This is a genomic window from Streptomyces gossypii (assembly GCF_025165795.1).
GTDB classification, from domain to species: domain Bacteria; phylum Actinomycetota; class Actinomycetes; order Streptomycetales; family Streptomycetaceae; genus Streptomyces; species Streptomyces gossypii.
Genome location: NZ_JAJAGO010000008.1, coordinates 225,338 through 246,238, shown reverse-complemented (window position 1 = coordinate 246,238; position 20,901 = coordinate 225,338). Strand labels below are relative to the sequence as shown.

Annotated in this window: 23 protein-coding genes; 14 read left to right on the top strand and 9 right to left on the bottom strand. The window is 71.2% G+C overall.

Annotation, left to right across the window (positions count from 1 at the left end; all coding sequences use genetic code 11):
• The first annotated feature begins 73 nt into the window (after positions 1-73).
• The gene (locus LHJ74_RS18855; RefSeq protein WP_260219247.1) at positions 74-820 is read left to right on the top strand and encodes an LOG family protein; all 747 of its coding nucleotides are present in this window, start codon (positions 74-76) and stop codon (positions 818-820) included.
• A gap of 50 nt (positions 821-870) precedes the next feature.
• Here the strand turns inward: LHJ74_RS18855 and folP are convergent, their stop codons facing one another.
• Entirely contained in the window at positions 871-1,737 is an 867-nt protein-coding gene (folP, locus tag LHJ74_RS18850) for a dihydropteroate synthase (RefSeq protein ID WP_260219246.1), read from the bottom strand.
• 205 nt (positions 1,738-1,942) lie between these two features.
• On the opposite strand from folP, the gene LHJ74_RS18845 reads away from it, so the two are divergent.
• Together LHJ74_RS18845 and LHJ74_RS18840 are read left to right on the top strand one after the other, a co-directional pair.
• Positions 1,943-2,323 (top strand): DivIVA domain-containing protein, encoded by a 381-nt coding sequence (locus tag LHJ74_RS18845; protein ID WP_260219245.1) that lies wholly within the window; start codon positions 1,943-1,945, stop codon positions 2,321-2,323.
• Positions 2,310-2,987, top strand: a complete 678-nt coding sequence (locus LHJ74_RS18840) for a DNA-3-methyladenine glycosylase I (protein WP_260219244.1) — start codon at positions 2,310-2,312, stop codon at positions 2,985-2,987. Before LHJ74_RS18845 ends, LHJ74_RS18840 begins: the two co-directional genes overlap by 14 nt.
• A gap of 147 nt (positions 2,988-3,134) precedes the next feature.
• Here the strand turns inward: LHJ74_RS18840 and LHJ74_RS18835 are convergent, their stop codons facing one another.
• On the bottom strand, positions 3,135-3,923 hold the full coding sequence (locus LHJ74_RS18835) for an enoyl-CoA hydratase-related protein (protein ID WP_260219379.1): 789 nt from the start codon (positions 3,921-3,923) through the stop codon (positions 3,135-3,137).
• A 309-nt stretch (positions 3,924-4,232) separates the two neighbouring features.
• On the opposite strand from LHJ74_RS18835, the gene LHJ74_RS18830 reads away from it, so the two are divergent.
• Complete coding sequence (locus LHJ74_RS18830; RefSeq protein WP_106965600.1) at positions 4,233-4,400, top strand: DUF3117 domain-containing protein; 168 nt, start codon at positions 4,233-4,235, stop codon at positions 4,398-4,400.
• 115 nt (positions 4,401-4,515) lie between these two features.
• Here the strand turns inward: LHJ74_RS18830 and LHJ74_RS18825 are convergent, their stop codons facing one another.
• Complete coding sequence (locus LHJ74_RS18825; RefSeq protein WP_260219243.1) at positions 4,516-5,202, bottom strand: O-methyltransferase; 687 nt, start codon at positions 5,200-5,202, stop codon at positions 4,516-4,518.
• A gap of 131 nt (positions 5,203-5,333) precedes the next feature.
• On the opposite strand from LHJ74_RS18825, the gene sigE reads away from it, so the two are divergent.
• The 5 genes from sigE (at position 5,334) to LHJ74_RS18800 (ending at position 10,506) form a co-directional block, all read left to right on the top strand.
• On the top strand, positions 5,334-6,107 hold the full coding sequence (sigE, locus tag LHJ74_RS18820; RefSeq protein WP_260219378.1) for an RNA polymerase sigma factor SigE: 774 nt from the start codon (positions 5,334-5,336) through the stop codon (positions 6,105-6,107).
• The gene (locus LHJ74_RS18815) at positions 6,104-7,069 is read left to right on the top strand and encodes an anti-sigma factor family protein (RefSeq protein ID WP_260219242.1); all 966 of its coding nucleotides are present in this window, start codon (positions 6,104-6,106) and stop codon (positions 7,067-7,069) included. Before sigE ends, LHJ74_RS18815 begins: the two co-directional genes overlap by 4 nt.
• Positions 7,070-7,252: 183 nt before the next feature.
• Complete coding sequence (locus LHJ74_RS18810; protein WP_260219241.1) at positions 7,253-9,037, top strand: S1C family serine protease; 1,785 nt, start codon at positions 7,253-7,255, stop codon at positions 9,035-9,037.
• A gap of 124 nt (positions 9,038-9,161) precedes the next feature.
• Positions 9,162-9,671: a sec-independent translocase gene (locus LHJ74_RS18805; protein WP_260219240.1), complete on the top strand. Its 510-nt coding sequence runs from the start codon at positions 9,162-9,164 to the stop codon at positions 9,669-9,671.
• Between the two features lie 151 nt (positions 9,672-9,822).
• Positions 9,823-10,506 carry a hypothetical protein gene (locus LHJ74_RS18800; protein ID WP_260219239.1) on the top strand — a complete coding sequence of 228 codons (684 nt, stop codon included), beginning with the start codon at positions 9,823-9,825 and terminating at the stop codon, positions 10,504-10,506.
• A gap of 72 nt (positions 10,507-10,578) precedes the next feature.
• On the opposite strand, the gene LHJ74_RS18795 is transcribed toward LHJ74_RS18800, so the two are convergent.
• The 3 genes from LHJ74_RS18795 to LHJ74_RS18785 form a co-directional block, all read right to left on the bottom strand.
• On the bottom strand, positions 10,579-11,766 hold the full coding sequence (locus LHJ74_RS18795) for an Mrp/NBP35 family ATP-binding protein (RefSeq protein WP_260219238.1): 1,188 nt from the start codon (positions 11,764-11,766) through the stop codon (positions 10,579-10,581).
• A gap of 112 nt (positions 11,767-11,878) precedes the next feature.
• Positions 11,879-12,406 carry a DUF1003 domain-containing protein gene (locus LHJ74_RS18790; protein WP_260219237.1) on the bottom strand — a complete coding sequence of 176 codons (528 nt, stop codon included), beginning with the start codon at positions 12,404-12,406 and terminating at the stop codon, positions 11,879-11,881.
• Positions 12,406-13,728, bottom strand: coding sequence for a magnesium transporter MgtE N-terminal domain-containing protein (locus LHJ74_RS18785; RefSeq protein WP_260219236.1), 1,323 nt, complete (start codon positions 13,726-13,728; stop codon positions 12,406-12,408). Before LHJ74_RS18785 ends, LHJ74_RS18790 begins: the two co-directional genes overlap by 1 nt.
• 206 nt (positions 13,729-13,934) lie before the next feature.
• On the opposite strand from LHJ74_RS18785, the gene LHJ74_RS18780 reads away from it, so the two are divergent.
• Entirely contained in the window at positions 13,935-14,669 is a 735-nt protein-coding gene (locus tag LHJ74_RS18780) for a hypothetical protein (RefSeq protein WP_260219235.1), read from the top strand.
• Between the two features lie 5 nt (positions 14,670-14,674).
• Here the strand turns inward: LHJ74_RS18780 and LHJ74_RS18775 are convergent, their stop codons facing one another.
• Positions 14,675-15,262 carry a hypothetical protein gene (locus LHJ74_RS18775; protein ID WP_260219234.1) on the bottom strand — a complete coding sequence of 196 codons (588 nt, stop codon included), beginning with the start codon at positions 15,260-15,262 and terminating at the stop codon, positions 14,675-14,677.
• 9 nt (positions 15,263-15,271) lie between these two features.
• Complete coding sequence (locus LHJ74_RS18770) at positions 15,272-16,384, bottom strand: magnesium and cobalt transport protein CorA (protein WP_260219233.1); 1,113 nt, start codon at positions 16,382-16,384, stop codon at positions 15,272-15,274.
• A 468-nt stretch (positions 16,385-16,852) separates the two neighbouring features.
• On the opposite strand from LHJ74_RS18770, the gene LHJ74_RS18765 reads away from it, so the two are divergent.
• From LHJ74_RS18765 to LHJ74_RS18750, 4 genes are all read left to right on the top strand, one after another.
• Positions 16,853-17,443: a suppressor of fused domain protein gene (locus LHJ74_RS18765; protein ID WP_260219232.1), complete on the top strand. Its 591-nt coding sequence runs from the start codon at positions 16,853-16,855 to the stop codon at positions 17,441-17,443.
• A 75-nt stretch (positions 17,444-17,518) separates the two neighbouring features.
• Complete coding sequence (locus tag LHJ74_RS18760) at positions 17,519-18,157, top strand: DUF6758 family protein (protein ID WP_260219231.1); 639 nt, start codon at positions 17,519-17,521, stop codon at positions 18,155-18,157.
• 138 nt (positions 18,158-18,295) lie between these two features.
• Positions 18,296-19,141 carry a PHP domain-containing protein gene (locus LHJ74_RS18755; RefSeq protein ID WP_260219230.1) on the top strand — a complete coding sequence of 282 codons (846 nt, stop codon included), beginning with the start codon at positions 18,296-18,298 and terminating at the stop codon, positions 19,139-19,141.
• 146 nt (positions 19,142-19,287) lie between these two features.
• Positions 19,288-19,896 carry a MarC family protein gene (locus LHJ74_RS18750; protein WP_260219229.1) on the top strand — a complete coding sequence of 203 codons (609 nt, stop codon included), beginning with the start codon at positions 19,288-19,290 and terminating at the stop codon, positions 19,894-19,896.
• Here the strand turns inward: LHJ74_RS18750 and LHJ74_RS18745 are convergent.
• The gene (locus tag LHJ74_RS18745) at positions 19,893-20,792 is read right to left on the bottom strand and encodes an alpha/beta fold hydrolase (protein ID WP_260219228.1); all 900 of its coding nucleotides are present in this window, start codon (positions 20,790-20,792) and stop codon (positions 19,893-19,895) included. The two genes, LHJ74_RS18750 and LHJ74_RS18745, sit on opposite strands and share 4 nt — an antisense overlap.
• Between the last annotated feature and the right edge of the window lie 109 nt (positions 20,793-20,901).

Below are 20,901 nucleotides of genomic sequence, written 5' to 3'. Positions count from 1 at the left end.
CCTTGCCCGCCACCTGCGCCTGCGTACCCTGGGGCGGACCGAACGGTGGAAGTAGCAGGAGGGAGCGCGCGGCATGGGCGGACCGGAGCAGCGGCGCAAGCCACGGGAACAGCGTCTCGGGCCGGTGGTGCGCCGTCGCGGGCAGGTGCAGGCCGAGACGACCGATCAGCGGCTGCTGGACACGACAGGACCGTCCGACTTCATCCACAAGGACCCCTGGCGGGTCATGCGCATCCAGTCGGAGTTCGTCGAGGGCTTCGGCGCGCTCGCCGAGCTCGGCTCGGCGGTGAGCGTCTTCGGGTCCGCCCGTACGCCGGTGGACTCGGCGGAGTACGAGGCCGGGGTGGACGTCGGGCGCGGGCTGGCCGAGGCCGGGTTCGCGGTGATCACTGGTGGCGGTCCCGGGGCCATGGAGGCGGCCAACAAGGGCGCGCTGGAGGCCGGCGGCACCTCTGTCGGGCTCGGCATCGAGCTGCCCTTCGAGCAAGGGCTCAACCCGTACGTCGACATCGGGGTCAACTTCCGGTACTTCTTCGTCCGCAAGACGATGTTCGTGAAGTACGCGCGGGGGTTCGTCGTGCTGCCCGGCGGCATGGGCACGCTGGACGAGTTGTTCGAGGCGCTCACCCTGGTGCAGACGAAGAAGGTGACCCGCTTCCCGATCGTCCTCTTCGGCACGGCGTACTGGCAGGGCCTGCTGGACTGGCTGCGCGCGTCCATGGTCGGGACGGGCAAGGCGTCCGAGTACGACCTGGAGCTGTTCCACGTCACGGACGACGTCTCGGAAGCGGTGGCGCTGGTCACCAAGGAAGTGGGCTGAGCGGGCCGACCGATGCGGCCGGCCCGGCTGACCTGGTCGGCCCGGCTGTTTCAGGCCAGCCCGCGACGGGCCACGGCCGGGGGCCGGTGACCCGCGATGGCGCCGACCATGTCGAGTACCTGCCTGGTCTCGGCGACTTCGTGCACCCGGTAGACCTGCGCGCCGAGCCAGGCCGAGATCGCCGTCGTGGCGAGCGTCCCGGTCAGCCGTTCCTGCACCGGTTTGTCCAGCGTCTCGCCGACGAAGTCCTTGTTGGAGAGGGAGACCAGCACCGGCCAGCCCGTCTCCGTCATCTCGCCCAGCCGCCGGGTGGCGTCGAGCGAGTGCCGGGTCGACTTCCCGAAGTCGTGCCCCGGGTCGATCATGATCCCGTCCGGCCGCACACCGAGACCGACGGCCCGCTCGGCCAGCCCGAGCGTGACCCGCAGGATGTCCGCCATCACCTCGCCGTTCTCGTACGCCACACGGTGCGGCCTGGTGCGGGGGCGCGCGCCGCCCGCGTGCGTGCACACCAGCCCGGTGCCGTAGCGCGCCGCGACCTCGGCCAGCTGAGGGTCCACCCCGCCCCAGGCGTCGTTGAGCACGTCCGCGCCCGCCGCGCAGACCGCCTCGCCGACTTCGTGCCGCCAGGTGTCGACGCTGATCACCACGTCCGGGAAGCGCCGCCGCACCAGGGCGACGAAACCAGCCGTGCGCCGCACCTCCTCCGCGACGGTCACCTCCGCGCCGGGACCGGCCTTCACTCCGCCGATGTCGATGATGGCAGCGCCCTCCGACACCGCCTGCTCGACGCGGGCAAGCGCCGGTTCGTCCCCGAAGGTGGCACCCCGGTCGTAGAAGGAGTCCGGGGTCCGGTTGACGATCGCCATGATCACTGGCTCGTTCTCGCCGAACTCGTGTTTCCCCAGGCGGAGCATGTCGCCGTCCCTCCGGTCTTCTCACCTCGCCCACCAGGTGGTCAGCGCACGGTGGCCCCTGCCGGGACCCCTTCCGACCCTACTCACTCAGCTGGCTGTCAGTGGGCCGTGGCACGATCGGGGAGCATGGGCAGCCGTAACGACCTGCACCAGGTCGTAAGCAGTCGGGCCGTAAGCCAGTGGGATGGACCTCCAGGAGTTGACCGTGTTCTGGTTCTTGCTGATTTCGCTGGTCGTGGTGGTAGCCGCGGTCACGCTCGCGGTCGTGGGCAGCGGCGACGGGCGAGGCTATCCGCAGATCGCCGTCGGCGGTCTCACCGACGCACCGCCGGACCGGCTGACGGAGCGGCTCGCACCGCACCGGCCGCTGGGGCGTGCCGATGTGGACACGCTGCGGCTGCCGATGGCCGCCCGCGGATACCGGATGCGTGAGGTCGACGACGTGCTGGACCGGCTCGGTGCGGAGCTGGCCGAGAGAGACTCCCGGATCGCGGAGCTGGAATCCGCTCTCGCGGGTGCGCAGGCGGCGGCGATGGGCCGCCCGGATCTCTACAAGGAGGCGGGGGAACGCCATGGTGAGCGCTGAGACGTGCGCTGAGTCGTCCACCGAGGAGGCGGCGGGAGCGGAGCCCGGGGCAGTGGACGCCGACCGGCCCGCCGGTGCCGCACTTCCCGGCCCGGACGGGCGGCTGCGCTGCCCATGGGGCCTCTCGGCCCCGGATTACGTCGCCTACCACGACGGCGAGTGGGGCCGCCCGGTGCGCGGGGACGACGCGCTGTACGAGCGGCTGTGCCTGGAGGCGTTCCAGTCCGGGCTGTCCTGGCTGACCATCCTGCGCCGCCGCGAGGGCTTCCGTGCCGCCTTCGCCGGCTTCCGGATCGCCGAGGTGGCGGAGTTCACCGAGGAGGACGAGGCGCGACTGCTCGGCGACGTGGGCATCATCCGCAACCGCGCCAAGATCCGCGCCACGATTGCGAACGCACGGGTCGCCGCGGCCATGGGAGAGGGCGGGCTGGACGCGCTGATCTGGTCTCACGCGCCCGACCCGGCAGGCCGCGCCGCACCCCGTACGATCCACGACGTCCCGGCGATCACTCCGGAGTCCACCGCGCTGTCCAAGGACCTCAAGAAAAGGGGCTTCCGCTTCGTCGGACCGACGACGGCGTACGCCCTGATACAGGCGTGCGGCCTTGTCGACGACCACCTCACCGACTGCTGGGCCCGCGGCGCGGGTCAGGTGCCGGTGTAGCGGGGCTGTTCCTTCTTCACGAACGCCTCCACGGCGATCTCGTGGCTTGGCCTTGTCTGCCGCCCTCGCGCCGTCCGGCCCTGGGGGCCGTCCGGGCTTCGGACGGCTGCGTCGGCCTCCGGCCGACGGGTGGGGTCCCCGGCGCGGTCAGGTGCCGGTGTAGCGGGGCTGTTCCTTCTTCACGAACGCCTCCACGGCGATCTCGTGATCCGCGGAGGAGCCGGCCCGCAGTTGCAGTTCGGCCTCCTTCTCCAACGTTTCCGCCAGGGAGTGAGACGCGCCGAAGGCGAGTGATTCCTTCAGTGCGGAGTACGCGGCCGTCGGCCCCTGCGCGAGCTGCCGGGCCACGGCTGCCGCCTCGGCCGCCAGCTCCGCACCTGGTACCACCCTGTTGACCAGGCCCAGCTCAAGCGCCTCCGGCGCCTTCACGCTGCGCGGGAACATCAGGAGTTCCGCTGCGCGCCCCGGGCCCACGAGGCGCGGGAGCGACCAGGACACGCCCGAATCCGCGGTGAGCGCGATACCGGCGAACGCGGTGTTGAACGCGGCGGTGTCGGCGGCGATCCGGTAGTCCGCCGCGAAGGCGAAACCCGCTCCCGCGCCCGCCGCCGCGCCGTTGACCGCGGCGACCACCGGCTTCGGCATACCGGCGATCGCGAGAGTGATGGGGTTGTAGTGGTCCCTGACCGTGGTCAGGGCGCTGCCGCCACGCTCCCGCAGGGCGCCGACGTGCTCCTTGAGGTCCTGGCCCACGCAGAAGGCGCGGCCGTGCGCGGCGAGCAGTACCGCGCGCACCGCCGGGTCACCGCCCGCCTGCCGCAGGGTGTCCCGAAGGGCGCCCTTCAGCTCGTCGTCGAGCGCGTTCATCGCGTCCGGGCGGTTGAGGGTGATCGTCGCGAGGCCCTCGGTGAGGTCATAGAGCACGGTGTCGGCCATGCGATCCAGCATGGCCCAGATCATCGGGCTCGGATAGACGCCTCGTGGGCCGCCGCCACGTCCGGCTGTGTGACCTGCGTCAAACCCGAGGTCATACGCCTACGGCGGAAAGCGGCGCAGTATCACGGCTTGATCGCCGATATGGGTGGTTTTGCGAGAGGCTGTTGCGCAAGGGATGCCGAACGCTGTTGCTCATCGGGTCGTCAGATGCGGGATAATGACTGGGAAGCAATGTGTTCGATGCCGGTGACACGTGCCCATGTGAGGCCGTCGGCTGATGATGAGCTGGTTTCAGGAAGGGGAACGAGCATGGCGGCCATGAAGCCGCGGACGGGCGACGGCCCGCTCGAGGTGACCAAGGAGGGGCGGGGCATCGTCATGCGCGTTCCGCTCGAAGGCGGTGGGCGACTCGTCGTCGAGCTGACCCCGGACGAGGCGGTAGCGCTCGGCGAAGAGCTGAAGAAGGTCTGCGGCTGACCCTGCGATTGACACAGTTTTCATCGGGCTGCCCCGGGAGCGTCGCGTACGCCCCGGGGCACCGCTGTCCCTCGGAGTGTGCGTGACACTCGTACGTGAAACCGGGGGGAGGCGTTCAGTGCCCGCGCTTGACCGCGCACAGCAGTCCGTCGCCGACCGGCAGCAGTGAGGGCATCAGCGCCGTGCTCTCCCGAACCGTGCGGAGCAGCTCGCGCAGCTTGCGCACCTCGGCGCGCTGGGCCGCGGAGTCGACCGTGCGGCCGTCGGCGAAAACGCCCTCGAAGCAGACGAGGCCGCCGGTACGCAGCAGGCGCAACGATTCGCCCAGGTACTTCGGATATTCCATCCGGTCGCCGTCGCAGAAGAGAAGGTCGTAGCCTCCGTCGGTCAGTCTGGGCAGTACATCGAGAGCGCGGCCGGGGATGAAACGCGCTCGGTTCGCGGCGAATCCCGCACCGCGGAACGCCTCCCGGGCGAACTGCTGACGCTCGGGCTCGATGTCCACGGTGGTCAGCACGCCGTCCGGCCGCATACCCCGCAGCAGGTGAATGCCGGAGACGCCCGTCCCCGTCCCGATCTCGGCCACCGCCTTGGCGTCGGCTGTGGCGGCCAGAAGCCGCAACGCGGCTCCGGTACCGGACGACACCGGGGACACCCCTGCCTCACGGGCCCGCTCCCGGGCCCAGCGCAGTGCGGCGCTCTCGGCGTTCTCGACGAGTCCGGCGCCGTACGCATCGGCGAACGCCCAGCTCGTCTGCTGGTTGCCGGTAATGGCCCTCTCCTGTCCCCGTAGTCGACGCAACCGAGACTGTATCCGCTGACTGGGGAACCTGGTGATGGGACCGGGCGTTGTGGGGAGTGGAATGGCAGGCGAGAAGCATTGACCAAATGCAGGTCAAAATTGCTTATCCGGAGCTAACGGGCGAGGTGGCTATGGTAGGGGTTCCACTGGACACCACCAGAGCCGACAGGGGAGGTGCGGCTGCGGCCGGTGGCCGAGGAGTGCTGAGGCGCTTTCGCCGGCCGGCGGGCGAGCCGAAATCTGTGACCAACAATGCTGACCATGTCCACGCTGCCGACTCCGCGACGACGGCCACCTTTGACACCGATGCGGATGGCCAGTCATGGACTCCTCCCAGCTGGGAGGAGATTGTCAGCACGCACAGTGCCCGGGTGTACCGCCTTGCGTACCGTCTGACCGGTAACCAGCATGACGCCGAGGACCTTACCCAAGAGGTGTTCGTGCGGGTGTTCCGCTCTCTCTCGACGTACACGCCGGGGACTTTCGAGGGCTGGCTTCACCGGATCACCACAAATCTCTTCCTGGACACGGTGCGCCGCAAGCAGCGCATCCGATTCGACGCGCTCGCCGACGACGCGGCGGAGCGGCTGCCCAGCCGGGAGCCCACTCCGCAGCAGCACTTCAACGACACTCATTTCGACGCCGATGTGCAGCAGGCGCTGGACACCCTCGCCCCTGAGTTCCGGGCAGCGGTCGTGCTCTGCGACATCGAAGGTCTTTCGTACGAAGAGATCGCTGCCACGCTGGGCGTCAAGCTCGGTACGGTGCGCAGCCGGATCCACCGCGGTCGCTCGCACCTGCGCAAGGCGCTGCGGCACCGTTCGCCCGCGGCGCGGGCCGAGCAGCAGCGCGCGTTGAGCGCGGCGGTCCCCGGTGGTCTGGAACGGGAGGTCGGGGCCGGGTGAGCAGCGCGGACCACGGGCTCACGCCCGCCGAGCAGCATCTCGGAGACCGGCTCGCGGCGCTGGTCGACGGGGAGCTGGGGCACGACGCCCGCGAGCGCGTGCTCTCCCATCTGGCGACGTGCGGGAGCTGCCGGGCGGAGGCCGACGCCCAGCGGCAGCTGAAGAGCGTCTTCGCGGACTCCGCCCCGCCGCCGCCCTCGGACGGGCTGCTCGCGCGCCTGCAGGGCCTGCCCGCGTGCAGCGACCCGGGCTCCGGGTCAGGGCTGGGGCCCGGATTCGGCGCCGAAGAGCTGGGCACTCCCCCGCTGGGCCGGGAAGAGCCGGGTGGCGACCGGTCCGGGCGCTCCCCACTCTCCTTCGCCTACCTTTCCGGCGGGCGCGGCCCCAGCGCGCTGATGCCGGAACGCGGCTTCCGCATACACCGGGTGCCCGACGCGCAGCGGCCCCCCTCGCGGGGCCGCCGGTTCGCCTTTGTCGCGGCGGGCGCCTTCTCCCTGGCAGCGCTCGCCCTCAGCGGCGCCCTCAACTCCGGTACCGGAGGTACCCCGGTCGCGGCGGGTGAGCGCGGCAGCCCTCCGGCGGGCCAGGCCCGTACGGCGGCTCCCAGCTCCACCGCGCCGGCCCCCGCTGCGGCGGAACGGGACTTCCGGCGCCGTGCGGCAGGCGAGGAGTCGGGCAGACGGGCGGGCAGCCCGGCTCCGGCCCCCGCCGCATCCAACTCGTTGCGGACACAGTTGCTGGCCGGTATGCCGGCGCCCACCCGCGTTCACCCGTTGCTGGGCGGCTCCTCGCCGTTCACACCCTCGTTGATACGGCCGCCTTCGGTGCTGTCGCGGGCGCTCTCCGCCGAGCAGCGGACGCCGCTCGGCGCCATTCCCGGGCGTACTCCTGCCGCGGTCCCGGCGAGCCCCACCCCCACTTCGAGCCCCGCCGCGGCATCGGCGGCCGCTCCAGGACCCTGACCGGTCGCCCGGAGCCTGTCGTGTGGATCAGGCCGGATGGGTGAGCGGGTCCGGTGCGTGACATCGCAGGGCGCAGGAAGCCGTCGCGGCCGGGCATGCTGCCCCGGCGAGATCCCAACGGCGGCCCAGCCCCGTGGACCTGGTTGAATCCCTCTGCCAGGCGCGGAGAACGATGGGGAGAGCATGGACGAGGGGAAGGCCAGCCGGCCGAAGCCGAAATGGTGGAGCCACCCGCGCAGAGCCTCCGGCGACCAGCCGCCCGGCGATCCGGGCACCCCGGGCGGAGCCGCCGCGGACGCGGGCGAGGACGCCAGGCAGGGGAGCACCCTGAGCGGAGGCGACGCGGGCGGAGCCGCCGCTGCCGACGGCACGTCTTCGCCGCCCCACACCTCCACCGCCGCCGGACAGCCTCTGCACGCGGAGGACCCTTACCGCACACCTCCTTACGGCGGGCCCGGCCCCTGGGCACCGGCGCCGCCGGTGCAGTTGCCGGGCTCCACCCCGGCCCACGGCGTGCCGACGCCCCCGTCCGGCGGTGTGACGCCACCACAGGGGACGCTGCTCTCCGGCACCCCGGCCCACGGCACACCCACCCACGGCGCACCCGGCCACGACACCCGCACACCCGGATCCCAGACTTCCGGACCCCAGGCTCCGGGACCCCCGGCTCCCGGCACCCCGCCGCACGGAGTGGTCACGGCGGGCATGTCCCAGCCGCCCGGCCCCCAGGGGCCGCACACGGCCCACGCGCCGTCCCACCCCCAAAGCCCCCACCCGCAGCCCGGCTGGCTGCGTTACGACCCCTGGGCCACCCCCGTGGCCGCCGGGCCGCTGCCCTCGGCGCCGCCGCCCGCACGACGCGGGCGGGGACGCCTCGTCGCCGGGGCGCTGGTGCTGGCTCTGCTCTCGGGCGGGGTCGGCGGCGCCGTCGGCGTCTACGCCGAGCGGCACGGCGGCTTCGACGAGATCGAGCTGTCGCAGGCCCCGGCCGAGAAGAGCAGTCATCGCGCGCCCGGAAGCGTGCCGGGCATCGCGGAGAAGGTTCTGCCGGGTGTGGTCACCATCCATGTCCGCGGCGGTGGCGGCGAGGGCACCGGCACGGGCTTCGTCCTCAACGACGAGGGCCACATCCTCACCAACAGCCATGTGGTCGAGGCCGCGGGGGAGGGCGGCGCCGTGCAGGTCACCTTCCACAGCGGCGAGACGACCGAGGCCGAGGTGCTGGGGCAGGACAGCGGTTATGACCTGGCCGTCGTCAAGGTCGACGGTGTGTCCGGACTCTCCCCGCTGACACTGGGCAACTCCGACTCCGTCCGTGTCGGCGACCCGGTGGTCGCCGTCGGTGCGCCCTTCGGGCTGGAGGGCACCGTCACCACCGGCATCATCAGCGCCACCGAGCGGCCGATCGCGGCGAGCGGTGAGGGCGCCAGCGATGTGAGCTATGTCGACGCGCTGCAGACCGACGCCTCCATGAACCCCGGCAACTCGGGCGGGCCGCTGGTCGACGCCAAGGGCCGGGTGGTGGGCATCAACAGTGCGATCAGGGGCGCCGACGAGGGTTCCGGCGCGCCTGGTCAGGGCCCCGGCGGCGGCAGTATCGGGCTCGGCTTCGCCATCCCGGTGAACCAGGCGAAGCGGGTCGCCGAGGAGCTGGTCAACACCGGCAAGGCGACCCATCCGGTGATCGGCGTCCGGCTCGACCCGGAGTTCGGGGGCGCCGGTGCGCGGGTGGCGGAGGAGGGCGGCCCCGGTGGCGAGCCCGTCATCTCCGGTGGCCCCGGTGACAAGGCGGGTATCCAGCCCGGAGACGTGATCACAAAGGTGAACGGCGAGCGGGTGCAGAGCAGCGAAGAACTGATCGTGAAGATCCGGAAGCACCGCCCCGGGGAGAAACTCACACTGTCGCTGACCCGGGACGGCAAGAAGGAGTCCGTCACTCTCACGCTCGGTACGGCGAGCGGCGAATGACGGGGCGGCGGCGCGCAGGCGTACGGGTGTCGCATTCTCGATACCGGACACCGCTCAAGGGCCCCCGGCTGGGGTACCGTGACAGGCGGCCGTGCGGGATGAGACGTACTGAGGGAGCTGCAAGGTGTTCTTCGACATAGGACCCCTCGAGCTGGTCGCACTCATCATTCTGGCCATCCTGGTGTTCGGGCCGGAGAAGCTGCCCAAGATGATTCAGGACGTGAGCGGATTCATCCGTAAAGTCCGGCAGTTCTCCGACGGTGCCAAGGAGGACATCCGGTCCGAGTTGGGGCCGGAGTTCAAGGACTTCGATTTCGAGGATCTCAATCCCAAGACCTTCGCCCGCAAGCATCTGCTGGACAACGACGATCTGGGCATCAAGGAGATCCGTAACGGCTTCGACCTGCGCAAGGATCTCGCCGAGGTCACCGATGCGGTGAACGGCAAGGAGCCCGCGGGCGACTCCAGCGGTTCGGGTGGTTCCCGCGGCGGCGGTATCGCGGGTGCCGAGGCATCCGACAGCGGTGTGGAGAAGGCGGCCGGCCGTCCGAATCTCAGCAAGGGCGACGCAGTCGGCGCCGGTGGGGGCGAATCCCGCGCCGAACCGCCTCCTTTCGATTCTGACGCCACCTGAGCCCGGGGCCACCGGGGTCGTCCGGGGGCGCGTATTGCCGGGCATGGCCAATGGCGCGGAGCGGGGTAGCTATCCTCCCTGTGTCCGGGGTCGGGCCGTCCGAGGGGGGCAGGCCGCCCATGGCGCAGGGCAACAAGGAGGCGTCGCGCAGATGGAGACGACGAGTCGCGTAGGACCGCAGGGGATGTCCGGCGGTACGCAGGCCGACGGAGCAGCGCCCGCCACACGGGGCGCGTCCGCCGCGCACAAGGCGGTGGACGGCTATCTGAGAGCCGACTTCCCGTGGTACGGACTGGATGAGGCGTTCACTGGCCCCCGCTGGCTCATGCAGGTGGGTGCGGCGGCGGACAGCGTGGTCGAGCACGGCTCCACCGGGCATGGAGACTTCCCGTCACTCCGGCTCGAGGCCAGCCCCGAGGGCCAGCGGTTCACGGTGGTGGTGACGGTGGCCAGCCGCCCGGTGCGGCGCAGCGGGGACGGTACGGGGGTGCTGGACGCCACCTCGGTGTCGACGGTCGCCTGGCTCGCCGGTTCGGGCCTGCTCTCCTGCACCTGGCCGACCGAGATGGAGCGCGGTCTGCGCCAGGACTGGCTGGACCAGCAGACGGCGATCGCCTGGGAGCTGGCCGACGACCTCGGCGGCCCCGGCTGGTCCGGCCTCTCGCTGCCGGTGGACGGCGTGCCCGCGGACTTCCACTACCGGGAGTCGGAGTACGGCTGGGTGCTCGCCGGCGCGGCGCAGGAGGGGGTGCTCGTCGGCGCGTACGGGCGCGGCATGAGCGCGTACGGGCTGGGCTTCTCGGTGGTCGGGGACATCACCGGCTACGCGCACTGAGCCGATGTGGCACGCGTGAGGGGCGCCCCCGACGGGGGACGCCCCTCCTCGCGTTCCGGCGCGTGCCCGCGGTCAGAACTTGTTGCTCGGGGTCAGCCCGAGTGACATCCCGGAGAGCCCGCGCTCCCGGCCGCCGAGCTTGCCCGCCATGGCGCGGATCGTGGAGCCCGCGGGGGAGTCCGGGTCGCTCAGCACCACCGGCTTGCCCTCGTCGCCGCCCTCACGCAGCCGTACGTCGATCGGGATGGAGCCGAGGACCGGGACGTGTGTCCCCGTCGTCTTCGTCAGTCCCTCGGCCACACGCTGTCCGCCTCCCGTGCCGAAGACGTCGACCATCTCGTCGCAGTGCGGGCAGGGCAGCCCGGCCATGTTCTCGATGACGCCCACGATCTTCTGGTGTGTCTGCACCGCGATCGAACCGGCGCGCTCGGCCACCTCGGCGGCTGCCTGCTGCGGCGTGGTGACGACCAGGATCTCGGCGTTCGGCACCAACTGCGCCACCGAGATGGCGATGTCCCCGGTGCCCGGCGGCAGGTCCAGCAGCAGGACGTCCAGATCGCCCCAGAAGACGTCGGCCAGGAACTGCTGGAGCGCGCGGTGCAGCATCGGGCCGCGCCACACCACCGGGGCGTTCCCCGGAGTGAACATGCCGATGGAGATGACCTTCACACCGTGTGCCGACGGCGGCATGATCATGTCTTCGACCTGGGTCGGCCTGCTCTCGCCCGTGCCGAGCATCCGGGGGATGGAGTGGCCGTAGATGTCGGCGTCCACGACACCGACCTTCAGGCCGTCCGCCGCCATGGCCGCGGCGATGTTGACCGTGACCGAGGATTTGCCCACGCCGCCCTTGCCGGACGCCACGCAGTAGACCCGGGTGAGCGAGCCGGGCTGGGCGAACGGGACCTCGCGCTCGGTCTTGCCGCCGCGCAGTGAATCCCGCAGTTCACGGCGCTGCTCGTCGCTCATCACATCGAGCTCGACGCTTACCCCGGTGACACCTGGCACACGTTGGACGGCCTCGCTCACATTGGAGGTGATCGTCTCGCGCATCGGACAGCCGGAGACCGTCAGGTAGATCCCCACGGCGACGGTTCCGTCTGGGGCGATCTCGACGGATTTGACCATACCGAGGTCGGTGATCGGCCGGTGGATCTCCGGATCGTTCACCGAAGCAAGCGCTGTGCGCACCGCTTCTTCGGTGGGGGAGGAGTCCGGGGACCCCTCCCGGACGGGGTCTGAGCTCGAGTCGGTAGCCATGCGGAAATGGTACGGGGCGTACGGCGCGCTCCGAAGGGGCCAAGGCGGCTGTCTTGGTCACTCCGCCGGGGCCGCTTCGCGACTGGCGGTCCCACCCCTCCCAGCGGCCCCGTCAGCCGCTTCGGTCACTCGGGTGCTGGCCGTCCCCCTGCTGGAGCTCCCTCAGCAGATCCTGGAGCTCGGATCTGATCCAGTCACGGGTCGCGACCTCGCCGAGCCCCATCCGCAACGACGCGACCTCGCGGCTCAGATACTCGGTGTCGGCGATGCTGCGCTCGTTCTGCTTGCGGTCCTGTTCGAGATTGACCCGGTCGCGGTCGTCCTGCCGGTTCTGCGCGAGCAGGATCAGCGGCGCCGCGTACGAGGCCTGCAGGGACAGCGCCAGCGTCAGAAAGATGAACGGGTACTCGTCGAAGCGCAGGCCGGCCGGCAGCAGCACGTTCCAGGCGATCCAGACGATCACGATGACCGTCATCCAGACGATGAACCGGCCGGTGCCCAGAAAGCGCGCGATCTTCTCGGAGAGCCGTCCGAAGGCGTCCGGATCGTACTCCGGCAGCAGGCTGCGCCGGGGGGCGCGCGGTACGTCCAGGCGCACCCGTCCGGCGTGGGACGGCCGGTCCTCGCGCTCGGCGGCCATCAGCGCTCGTCCGTGTCCGGCTGCTCCCGCAGGTCGGCCGTGGCCCCCACATCGGGCTGGTAGAGCTCCGTCGCCCCCTGCGCCGTCGCCTCGCGCCAGTTGTCGGGCAGCAGATGGTCGAGCACGTCGTCCACGGTGACCGCCCCCAGCAGATGCCCGCCCTCGTCCACCACGGGAGCCGCGACGATGTTGTACGTCGCCAGGTAGCTGGTCAGTACGGAAAGGCCGGTGTCGGGGGGCAGCGGGCGCAGGTCGTTGTCGACAAGCGAGCCCACCAGAGTGAACGGCGGCTCCCGCAGCAGCCGCTGGAAGTGCACGACGCCCAGATAGGTGCCGGTGGGCGTCTCGTCGGGCGGACGGCAGACGAAGACCTGGGCGGCGAGCGGGGCGGACAGGTCGGCCTGCCGGACCCGCGCCAGCGCGTCCGCGACGGCGCCGTCCGGCGGCAGCACGATCGGCTCCGTGGTCATCATCCCGCCCGCGGTGTCCTCCTCGTACGACAGCAGCCGCCGTACGGGTGCCGCGTCCTGCGGCCGCATCAGCTGGAGCAGCCGCTCCTTGTCCTCCTCCGGGAGTTCCGAGAGGAGGTCGGCCGCGTCGTCCGGGTCCATCGCCTCCAGTACGTCCGCCGCGCGCTCCTCCTTGAGCTTGCCGAGGATCTCCACCTGGTCGTCCTCCGGCAGTTCCTCCAGTACGTCCGCGAGCCGGTCGTCGTGCAGCGCGGCGGCGACCTCGGCGCGGCGCTTGGGGGACAGGTGGTGCAGTACGTTCGCCAGGTCGGCAGGGCGCAGCTGTTCGAAGGTGGCCAGCAGGTTGGCCGCGCCCTGATCCGCCTCCTCCAGTGCGAAGCCGGTCACGGCGGACCACTCGACGGTCAGTGTCTCGCCGCGCCGCCGGAGGGTGCCGCCGCGCCCTTTCCGTACGAACACCTTGTCGATCTGCCAGTCGCGCCGGGCCGGGAGCTGGACCAGGCCGACATCCAGCACGGTCACCTCCTCGCCCGTCTCCACCAGCCTCACCCTGCGGTCGAGCAGTTCGCCCAGCACCAGCGTCTCGGTGGGGCGCTGTTCGAAGCGCCGCATGTTGACAACGCCGGTGGTGATCACCTGTCCCGACTCGACTCCGGTCACCCGGGTCATGGGGAAGAAGATGCGGCGCCGGCTGACCACCTCCACGACCAGCCCGAGCACCCGGGGCGGACGGCCGCCCGGGCGCAGCATCGTCACCACGTCGCGCACCCGGCCGACCTGGTCGCCGCTGGGGTCGAACACGGCGATCCCGGAGAGATGAGAGACGAAGACCCTGGAGGAACCTGCTGCCATCGGCGTCTCCTCCCTGTGCGGACCGCGCAGGCGGTATGCCCGATTAAGGCTAGCGTGCACCGGGTGCGGACCGCGCTGTGGCGTGGTCCGGACGGCTGCCTGAGGGCAGGGGTACCCGGCACCGGTAGGGTGCGGTCCGGTTCCGCCCCCGACCTCAGGAGGAAGCCGACGTGACTGCATGCGCCCGCTCGCGACGGAGTGGCGCGGTGGCGGGGGCCATCTGCCTGGGTCTGAGTGTGCTGCTCACCGCGTGCGGTGGCGGTGAGGAGAAGCCTGCCGAGAAAACCAACGGCATGGAGAAGCTCTCCGCCGCGGAGATCGAGAAGAAGGCCCGCAACGCCGCCGAAGCCGCCGATTCCGTACGGCTGTCGGGTTCGATCGTCAGCAAGGGGCAGACCTACCGCCTGGAGATGCGGCTGAAGCGGGGCGGCGGAATCGGTGAGGTCTCCACAAAGGGCGGCGACACCTTCCAGCTCCTCCGGGTGAAGAAGGACCTCTATCTGAAGGCCAACTCGGAGTTCTGGGCCCATCAGGAGCAGGAGGAGGACAGCGCGGAGCCCTCCAAGGCGGACATGACCGCCGCCGCCAAGCTGGAGGGCATGTACGTGAAGGTGCCGGACGGCGACCCGGCGTACGAACAGCTGAGCGGCTTCACCGAGATGCAGGTCATGCTGGACGGCCTGCTGGTGATGGACGGTGACCGCGAGACCGGCGAGCGCGGTGAGGTCGGCACCGCGCGGACGATCGAGGTGCTCGCGGCCGACGGCAAGGGCGGCACGATCGACGTCGCGCTGAAGGGCAAGCCCTACCCGTTGCGCCTGGAGCGGGGCGGCGACACCGGCACGGTCGAACTCGACGACTGGAACAAGGGCTTCACCGTCCGGGCGCCGAAGAAGGAACAGATCGTGGACTACGGCAAGAGCATCTCGGCCGGCGGCTGAACCGCCTAAGCGTCGCGGCGCCGTGCGCGGAGAGCGCGCAGGAGCAGTCCCGGAAGGGCCGCCGGGGCGGCCTCGCGGGTGGTGGCGGGGGTGGCGCGTGGCACGGCGGCGTGCGAGGTGTCCGGCATGGTGCCGGGCTTCTGGGACGGCTCGCCCGCCGGTTCCAGCCGCAGCACCCGGCACTCGCGGGCCCAGCGGTCGGCGACCGTGTCGGCGTCCGGCGCGTTGAGCCGTTTGCCCTTCAGCTCGCCGACGGCCGCCTCCCACGGCTCACTGCCGGGCGCCAGTTCGACGACCCGTGCGGGCCAGGCGATCAGCCTGCCGCCCTTGTCCTTGCTGCGGGCGGTGACGGTGGCGGTGCCGCCGTCGGAGAGGCCCAGGCCGTCCAGCGGCTGCTCCAGCGGGCCGTCCCCCACCAGGCACACGGCGCCTTCGTGCCACACGTGCCACAGCGCGCGCGAGGGCCCTCCGGCGCCGCGCACCCACACCAGGCCGGACTTCTTCGCGGACTCCTCCAGGAGCGCCCGGTCGCCGGCGGCCGGCCCTTCGGCGGTCGAGCGCTCGGCTGGGGACGGCTCGGGCAGCTCAGTCATGGAGGCAGGCTACAACCAGCCGTTGCGCTTGAAGCCCCGGTGGATCGCGAAGCAGATCCCGGCGGTGAGGGCCAGCACCATCGGATAGCCGTACTCCCACTTCGTCTCCGGCATGTGGTCGAAGTTCATGCCGTAGATGCCCGCGATCATGGTGGGTACCGCGAAGATCGCCGCCCACGAGGTGATCTTCCGCATGTCCTCGTTCTGCGCCACTGTCGCCTGCGCGAGGTTCGCCTGCAGGATCGAGTTGAGCAGATCGTCGAAGCCCAGCACCTGCTCGTTCACCCGGGCCAGGTGGTCCGCCACATCCCGGAAGTAGTTCTGGATGTCCGGGTCGACGAGCCGCATCGGCCGCTCGCTCAGCTGCTGCATCGGCCGCAGCAGCGGCGACACCGCACGCTTGAACTCCAGCACCTCGCGCTTGAGCTGGTAGATCCTGCCCGCGTCACCGGTACGGCGCCGGTTGCCGCCCATGGTGTCGGAGAAGACCGCGATCTCGACCTCGTCGATGTCGTCCTGCACCGCGTCCGCCACCGCCAGATAGCCGTCCACCGTCTGGTCCGCGATGGCGTGCAGCACCGCCGACGGGCCCTTGGCCAGCAACTCCGGGTCGTCCTGGAGCCGGTGCCGCAGCGCACGCAGCGAGCCCTGGCCGCCATGCCGGACGGTGATGACATAGTCCCGGCCGGTGAAACACATCACCTCGCCCGTCTCCACCACCTCGCTGGTGGCGGTGAGTTCGGCGTGCTCGACGTAGTGGATCGTCTTGAAGACGGTGAAGAGGGAGTCGTCGTACCGCTCCAGCTTGGGCCGCTGGTGCGCGTGCACCGCGTCCTCCACGGCGAGCGGGTGCAGGCCGTACTCCTGGGCGATGCCGGAGAACTCCTGCTCGGTGGGCTCGTGCAGACCGATCCACACGAACGCGCCGTCCTCGCTGCGCACCCTGCGCAGCGCCTCGGCCGGGCTCAACTGCTCATCCGTACGCCGCCCTTCGCGGTAGACGGCGCAGTCGACGACGGCGCTGGCCGTGTCGGTACGGGTGGCATCGTAGGTGAAGGACTTGTGGGCCCCCCTGCGGAGGGCGGGGCGGACTGCGGCGCGCAGGTCTCGGATCATTGACATGCCGGGCTCCTTGGAGGTGCCGAGCCGCCGGCGGCGGGCGCAACGCTGCCCGGAATGGGGGCCTACGGGCCGGCGGCGTCGCCCGGGTTCGGAGGCCTGCAAAGCGGGCACCGCGCGGAACGCCGGGACGGCCTTCACGGACGGTGGGAGAAGCGAGCGAAGCTCAACGCTCTTCCGGCACGCGCAGCCGGAGATAAAAGATCCCTGTCAGAAGTTTCACCGCGAAGGCGGTGGGGGAGGAAGGATCTCAGTCGCGGGAACGCGGGTGCGCTACGGAAGAGCGGTTGGTACTACACGGTCGACTCGGATCCATGACAACCCCACCTCCTCCGGCCGGTCCCCCGTAGGGGACGAACTGCACAAGCCTTGACCAGCGGTCAACGGTAACACTCGCCGTAGCGCTCAGGTGGCGTTTCGGCCATGCCGTGCTGCCCTTCGCCGACTCGTCACGCGTCCTATGCTCCTCGTATGGTGGATGTTGTTCGACTCGTCGAGACCAGGCTGCGCACCGCGCTCGGTGAGCCCGACGCGCGCGCTTCGGTCACCTTCCTGGGCACCGAGCGCATCGAGGTCCTGCGCTTCCTGGACGAGGGCGTGGCGCGTTACGCCACGCTGGGCATGTCCGCCGCGCCGATGACCGATCCGGCCGCCGTCCTCGCAGATCCGGATCGCGGTCCGCGTGCCGAACTCCTGCTGTCCGTACGGGTGGTGCCCGGTGGCGCCGTCGACCAGGTGCTGCGTGCGCTCGCCATGCTGGCCGCCTCGCCGCAGGTGGAGGGCGTGGTCGTGGCCCCCGGTGCCTCGCTGGATGTGGGGGAGCCGCTGTGGCCGTCGGCGCCGTTCACCTCGGTGCTGGTGGCCGCAGGGGGCGGTCTCGTGGCGGACTTGGAGCTGGACGAGCCGCTGGAGCCGGTGCGGTTCCTGCCGCTGCTGCCGATGACGCCCAACGAGGCCGCGTGGAAGAGGGTCCACGGTGCGGCGGCGCTGGAGGAGCGCTGGCTCCGGCACGGAACGGACCTGCGCAGTCCGCAGCGGGGGTCCGTACCGCTGAACGACTGATGTGAATTACACCCGGACGTTCAGTCAGGTGATCGTCCTTGACTCGGGAGCGGCTGGGTAGGACCGTGGTGCTTCATGAGGGGCGAACCCAGTTGCCCGAAATGTGGTGGCCGGGTCAGGGCGCCCGGTCTCTTCGCCGACTCCTGGCAGTGCGACGTGCACGGCACCGTGCACCCCCTGCAGCCGGTCATCCCGCCCAGCGTGGAGGCGCTTGCCGTCGTCGTCGGCCGGACGAAGGTACCGGTGTGGATGCCCTGGCCGCTTCCCGTCGGCTGGCTGTTCACGGGTGTGGCGTGCGCGGGTGACGACCGCAGCGGCGGCCGGGCCACCGTGGTCGCCTGCTCCGGTCCCGGCCCTCTCGGCGGTCCCGGCGAACTGCTGCTGGTGGCCGAGGAGCTCGGTGTCGGGCTCGGTGCCAGATACGCCGGTCTCGACGGCCCCGACCCGGGCCCCTACATGTGCGTCGACAAGCCCCCGCCCGTCAAGGTGCTGGCGGCCGGGAGGCCCACCCCGCTCTGGCATGTCGGTGACGCACCGGACGACCGTGCCGTCTTCGCCGGAGAGGCGCGCGGCCTGTGGCTGTGGGCGATCGTCTGGCCGGAGCAGTCCGGGCTGCTGCTCTACGACGAACTGGTGCTCACCGACCTGCGGGACGCCGGTGCCGAGGTCGATCTGCTGCCGATAGGGGCACTCTCGCCCCGCATCCTGGGCTGAGGCCCCGGGCAGCTGGGATTCCGGAGCGGGCAAGCTCCGGGAGGTGCTCCGGGCAGGGCCGGACGGCTCAGACGGGCCCGGTAGAGTGAAGAGGTCCGCCGTCCGCCGTCCGAAGCCGCAGCCCTGGAGTCCCGCCCCGTGCGCATCGATCTGCACACCCACTCCACTGCCTCGGACGGCACCGACACACCCGCCGAACTGGTACGCAACGCCGCGGCGGCCGGGCTGGACGTCGTCGCCCTCACCGATCACGACACCGTCGCCGGGCACGCCGACGCGAGGCGTGTGCTGCCCGCCGGACTCACCCTGGTGACCGGTGCCGAGCTGTCCTGCCGCTTCGGTGACATCAGCCTGCACATGCTCGCCTACCTCTTCGACCCCGACGAGCCGGACCTGGCCCGCGAGCGCGAGCTGGTGCGCGACGACCGGCTGCCGCGGGCGCAGGGCATGGTGGAGAAGCTCCAGGCGCTGGGCGTGCCGGTCACCTGGGAGCGGGTCGCCGAGATCGCCTCGAACGGCGCGGTCGGACGCCCGCACATCGCCATGGCCATGGTCGAACAGGGTGTCGTGGAGACCGTCTCGGACGCCTTCACCGCCGAGTGGCTCGCGAACGACGGCCGCGCCTACGTGGAGAAGCACGAGCTGGACCCGTTCGACGCCATCCGGCTGATCAAGGGCGCCGGGGGCGTCTCCGTCTTCGCGCACCCGCTCGCTGCCAAGCGGGGCGAGTGCGTGTCCGAGGCGGTACTCGCCGAACTGGCCGCCGCCGGGCTCGACGGCCTGGAAGCCGACCACATGGATCACGAGCCCGCCGTCCGCGCGCGGGTGCACGGCATCGCTGGAGACCTCGGACTGCTGGCCACCGGCTCCAGCGACTACCACGGGCGCAACAAGACCTGTGTGCTCGGTGAGCACACCACCACCCCCGAGGTCTACGCCGAGATCGCCGCGCGCGGCTCAGGCGTCGCGCCGGTCACCGGCTGACGGACCCGCGCCACCCCAGAGCACACCGGGCTCCGTGCCGCCTTCCGGCGGCTTCGTCGCCCTGCCGCCCCTCGTCCGCGTGCGCCGGGCGTGTCCCCACGTTCCCGTATCCCGTTCTCCCGTTTCCCCTCACGCAAGGCATCGCTGTGTTCGAGTTCGCCGTCTTCGGATCCGTGTTTGTCACCCTTTTTGTGATCATGGACCCGCCCGGGATCACCCCGGTCTTCCTCGCCCTGTCCTCCGGGCGGCCCGCCAAGGCGCAGCGCCGGATGGCGCTCCAGGCGACGACCGTCGCCTTCGGGGTGATCACGGTGTTCGGGCTCTGCGGGCAGCAGATCCTCGACTACCTCCATGTCTCCGTGCCCGCGCTGATGGTCGCGGGCGGGCTTCTCCTGCTGCTCGTCGCACTCGACCTGCTCACCGGCAAGACCGAGGAGCCGACCCAGACGAAGGACGTGAACGCCGCGCTCGTGCCGCTGGGGATGCCGCTGCTGGCCGGGCCGGGCGCGATCGTGTCGGTGATCCTCGCGGTCCGGCACGCGGACGGCTGGGGCGGGCAGCTGTCCGTGTGGACGGCGATCGTGGCCATGCACGTGGTGCTGTGGCTGGTGATGCGGTATTCGCTGCTGATCATCCGGGTCATCAAGGACGGCGGCGTGGTGCTGGTGACCCGGCTCTCGGGCATGCTGCTGTCGGCGATCGCGGTCCAGCAGATCGCGAACGGCGTCACCCAGTTCATCCAGGGCCACGGTTAGGGTCTGTCCGGCGGATGCGGCTCGGCTGCCGCGTGCCAGCCGCTCACCAGCTCGCGGGCCGTCTCCAGTGGCCGGTCCGCGTTCGGCGAGTGCTGCGCACCCGCGATGACGGTGCGCCGGGCCCGGAGGCGCCGCGCCATCTCGTCCATCCAGGCCACCGGCCAGGCGTCGTCCCGCTCCCCGGACAGCACATGCATCCGCATCGGGACCCTGGCCAGTTCGGCGACCCGGTCGGGCTCCTTGAGCAGCTGCCGGCCGGTTGCCTTCAGCTGCTCCGGCACGGTGTTGAGCCAGCGCTGGTGCAGGAACGCGAGGACGGCCGGGGGCACGGCCTCGTTCACCGGCTCCAGCGGGCTCTTCGCGGCTGGGCCCGAAAACCTGTCGAACACCCGCATCGCCCGCCACACGGTCTCCATGTCCAGTACGGCCAGCCCCTTCAGCAGCAGCCTGACCCGGAGCTGCTGGGAGCGTGAGATGGCCGCCGGGCCGCTGCTCATCAGAGTGAGCGAGGCGATCGGGGACGCGTCACGCAGTACCGCCGAGCGTGCGATCAGACCGCCGAGCGAGTGGCCCACCAGATGGACCCGGCCACCGAGTGCCTCCGCCTGCGCCAGCAGGTCGTCGGCCAGCTCGTCCCGCGCGTACGCGGTCTCGTCACGCGGACCGCCCGACTCGTGCTGGCCGCGGCCGTCGACCGCGACGGCCCGGAAGCCCGCTTGGGCGACCGGCTTCAGCAGCCCGAGGAAATCCTCCTTGCTGCCGGTGTATCCGGGCACCAGAAGGACGGTGCCGTGCTCCGCCCGTCCGATGTCGTGCACGGCGAAGTCACCGCGCCGGGTGGCCATCCGGGACGCACGGGTGCCGTCGGGCAGGTCGAGGGTCGGCGGTCGGCTCATACGGGAGGACGCTACCGTCTGCGGCGAGCCGGGAACGAGCGAAGCCCGGTCCCTCGCGAGGGGAACCGGGCGGCGCGAACCGGGGCGCGAGATGGGGCGCGAACCGGGC

Bases quoted from the DNA above. Each gene is read 5' to 3' on its own strand.
- LHJ74_RS18760 (WP_260219231.1), top strand. From the start codon at position 17,519: ATGAGGGGCGAACCCAGTTGCCCGAAATGTGGTGGCCGGGTCAGGGCG.
- LHJ74_RS18790 (WP_260219237.1), bottom strand. From the start codon at position 12,406: ATGGCCGCCGAGCGCGAGGACCGGCCGTCCCACGCCGGACGGGTGCGC.
- folP (WP_260219246.1), bottom strand. From the start codon at position 1,737: ATGCTCCGCCTGGGGAAACACGAGTTCGGCGAGAACGAGCCAGTGATC.
- LHJ74_RS18835 (WP_260219379.1), bottom strand. From the start codon at position 3,923: ATGGCCGACACCGTGCTCTATGACCTCACCGAGGGCCTCGCGACGATC.
- LHJ74_RS18765 (WP_260219232.1), top strand. From the start codon at position 16,853: ATGGTGGATGTTGTTCGACTCGTCGAGACCAGGCTGCGCACCGCGCTC.
- LHJ74_RS18855 (WP_260219247.1), top strand. From the start codon at position 74: ATGGGCGGACCGGAGCAGCGGCGCAAGCCACGGGAACAGCGTCTCGGG.
- LHJ74_RS18795 (WP_260219238.1), bottom strand. From the start codon at position 11,766: ATGGCTACCGACTCGAGCTCAGACCCCGTCCGGGAGGGGTCCCCGGAC.
- LHJ74_RS18770 (WP_260219233.1), bottom strand. From the start codon at position 16,384: ATGTCAATGATCCGAGACCTGCGCGCCGCAGTCCGCCCCGCCCTCCGC.
- LHJ74_RS18810 (WP_260219241.1), top strand. From the start codon at position 7,253: ATGGACGAGGGGAAGGCCAGCCGGCCGAAGCCGAAATGGTGGAGCCAC.
- sigE (WP_260219378.1), top strand. From the start codon at position 5,334: ATGGTAGGGGTTCCACTGGACACCACCAGAGCCGACAGGGGAGGTGCG.
- LHJ74_RS18745 (WP_260219228.1), bottom strand. From the start codon at position 20,792: ATGAGCCGACCGCCGACCCTCGACCTGCCCGACGGCACCCGTGCGTCC.
- LHJ74_RS18785 (WP_260219236.1), bottom strand. From the start codon at position 13,728: ATGGCAGCAGGTTCCTCCAGGGTCTTCGTCTCTCATCTCTCCGGGATC.
- LHJ74_RS18830 (WP_106965600.1), top strand. From the start codon at position 4,233: ATGGCGGCCATGAAGCCGCGGACGGGCGACGGCCCGCTCGAGGTGACC.
- LHJ74_RS18775 (WP_260219234.1), bottom strand. From the start codon at position 15,262: ATGACTGAGCTGCCCGAGCCGTCCCCAGCCGAGCGCTCGACCGCCGAA.
- LHJ74_RS18800 (WP_260219239.1), top strand. From the start codon at position 9,823: ATGGAGACGACGAGTCGCGTAGGACCGCAGGGGATGTCCGGCGGTACG.
- LHJ74_RS18840 (WP_260219244.1), top strand. From the start codon at position 2,310: ATGGTGAGCGCTGAGACGTGCGCTGAGTCGTCCACCGAGGAGGCGGCG.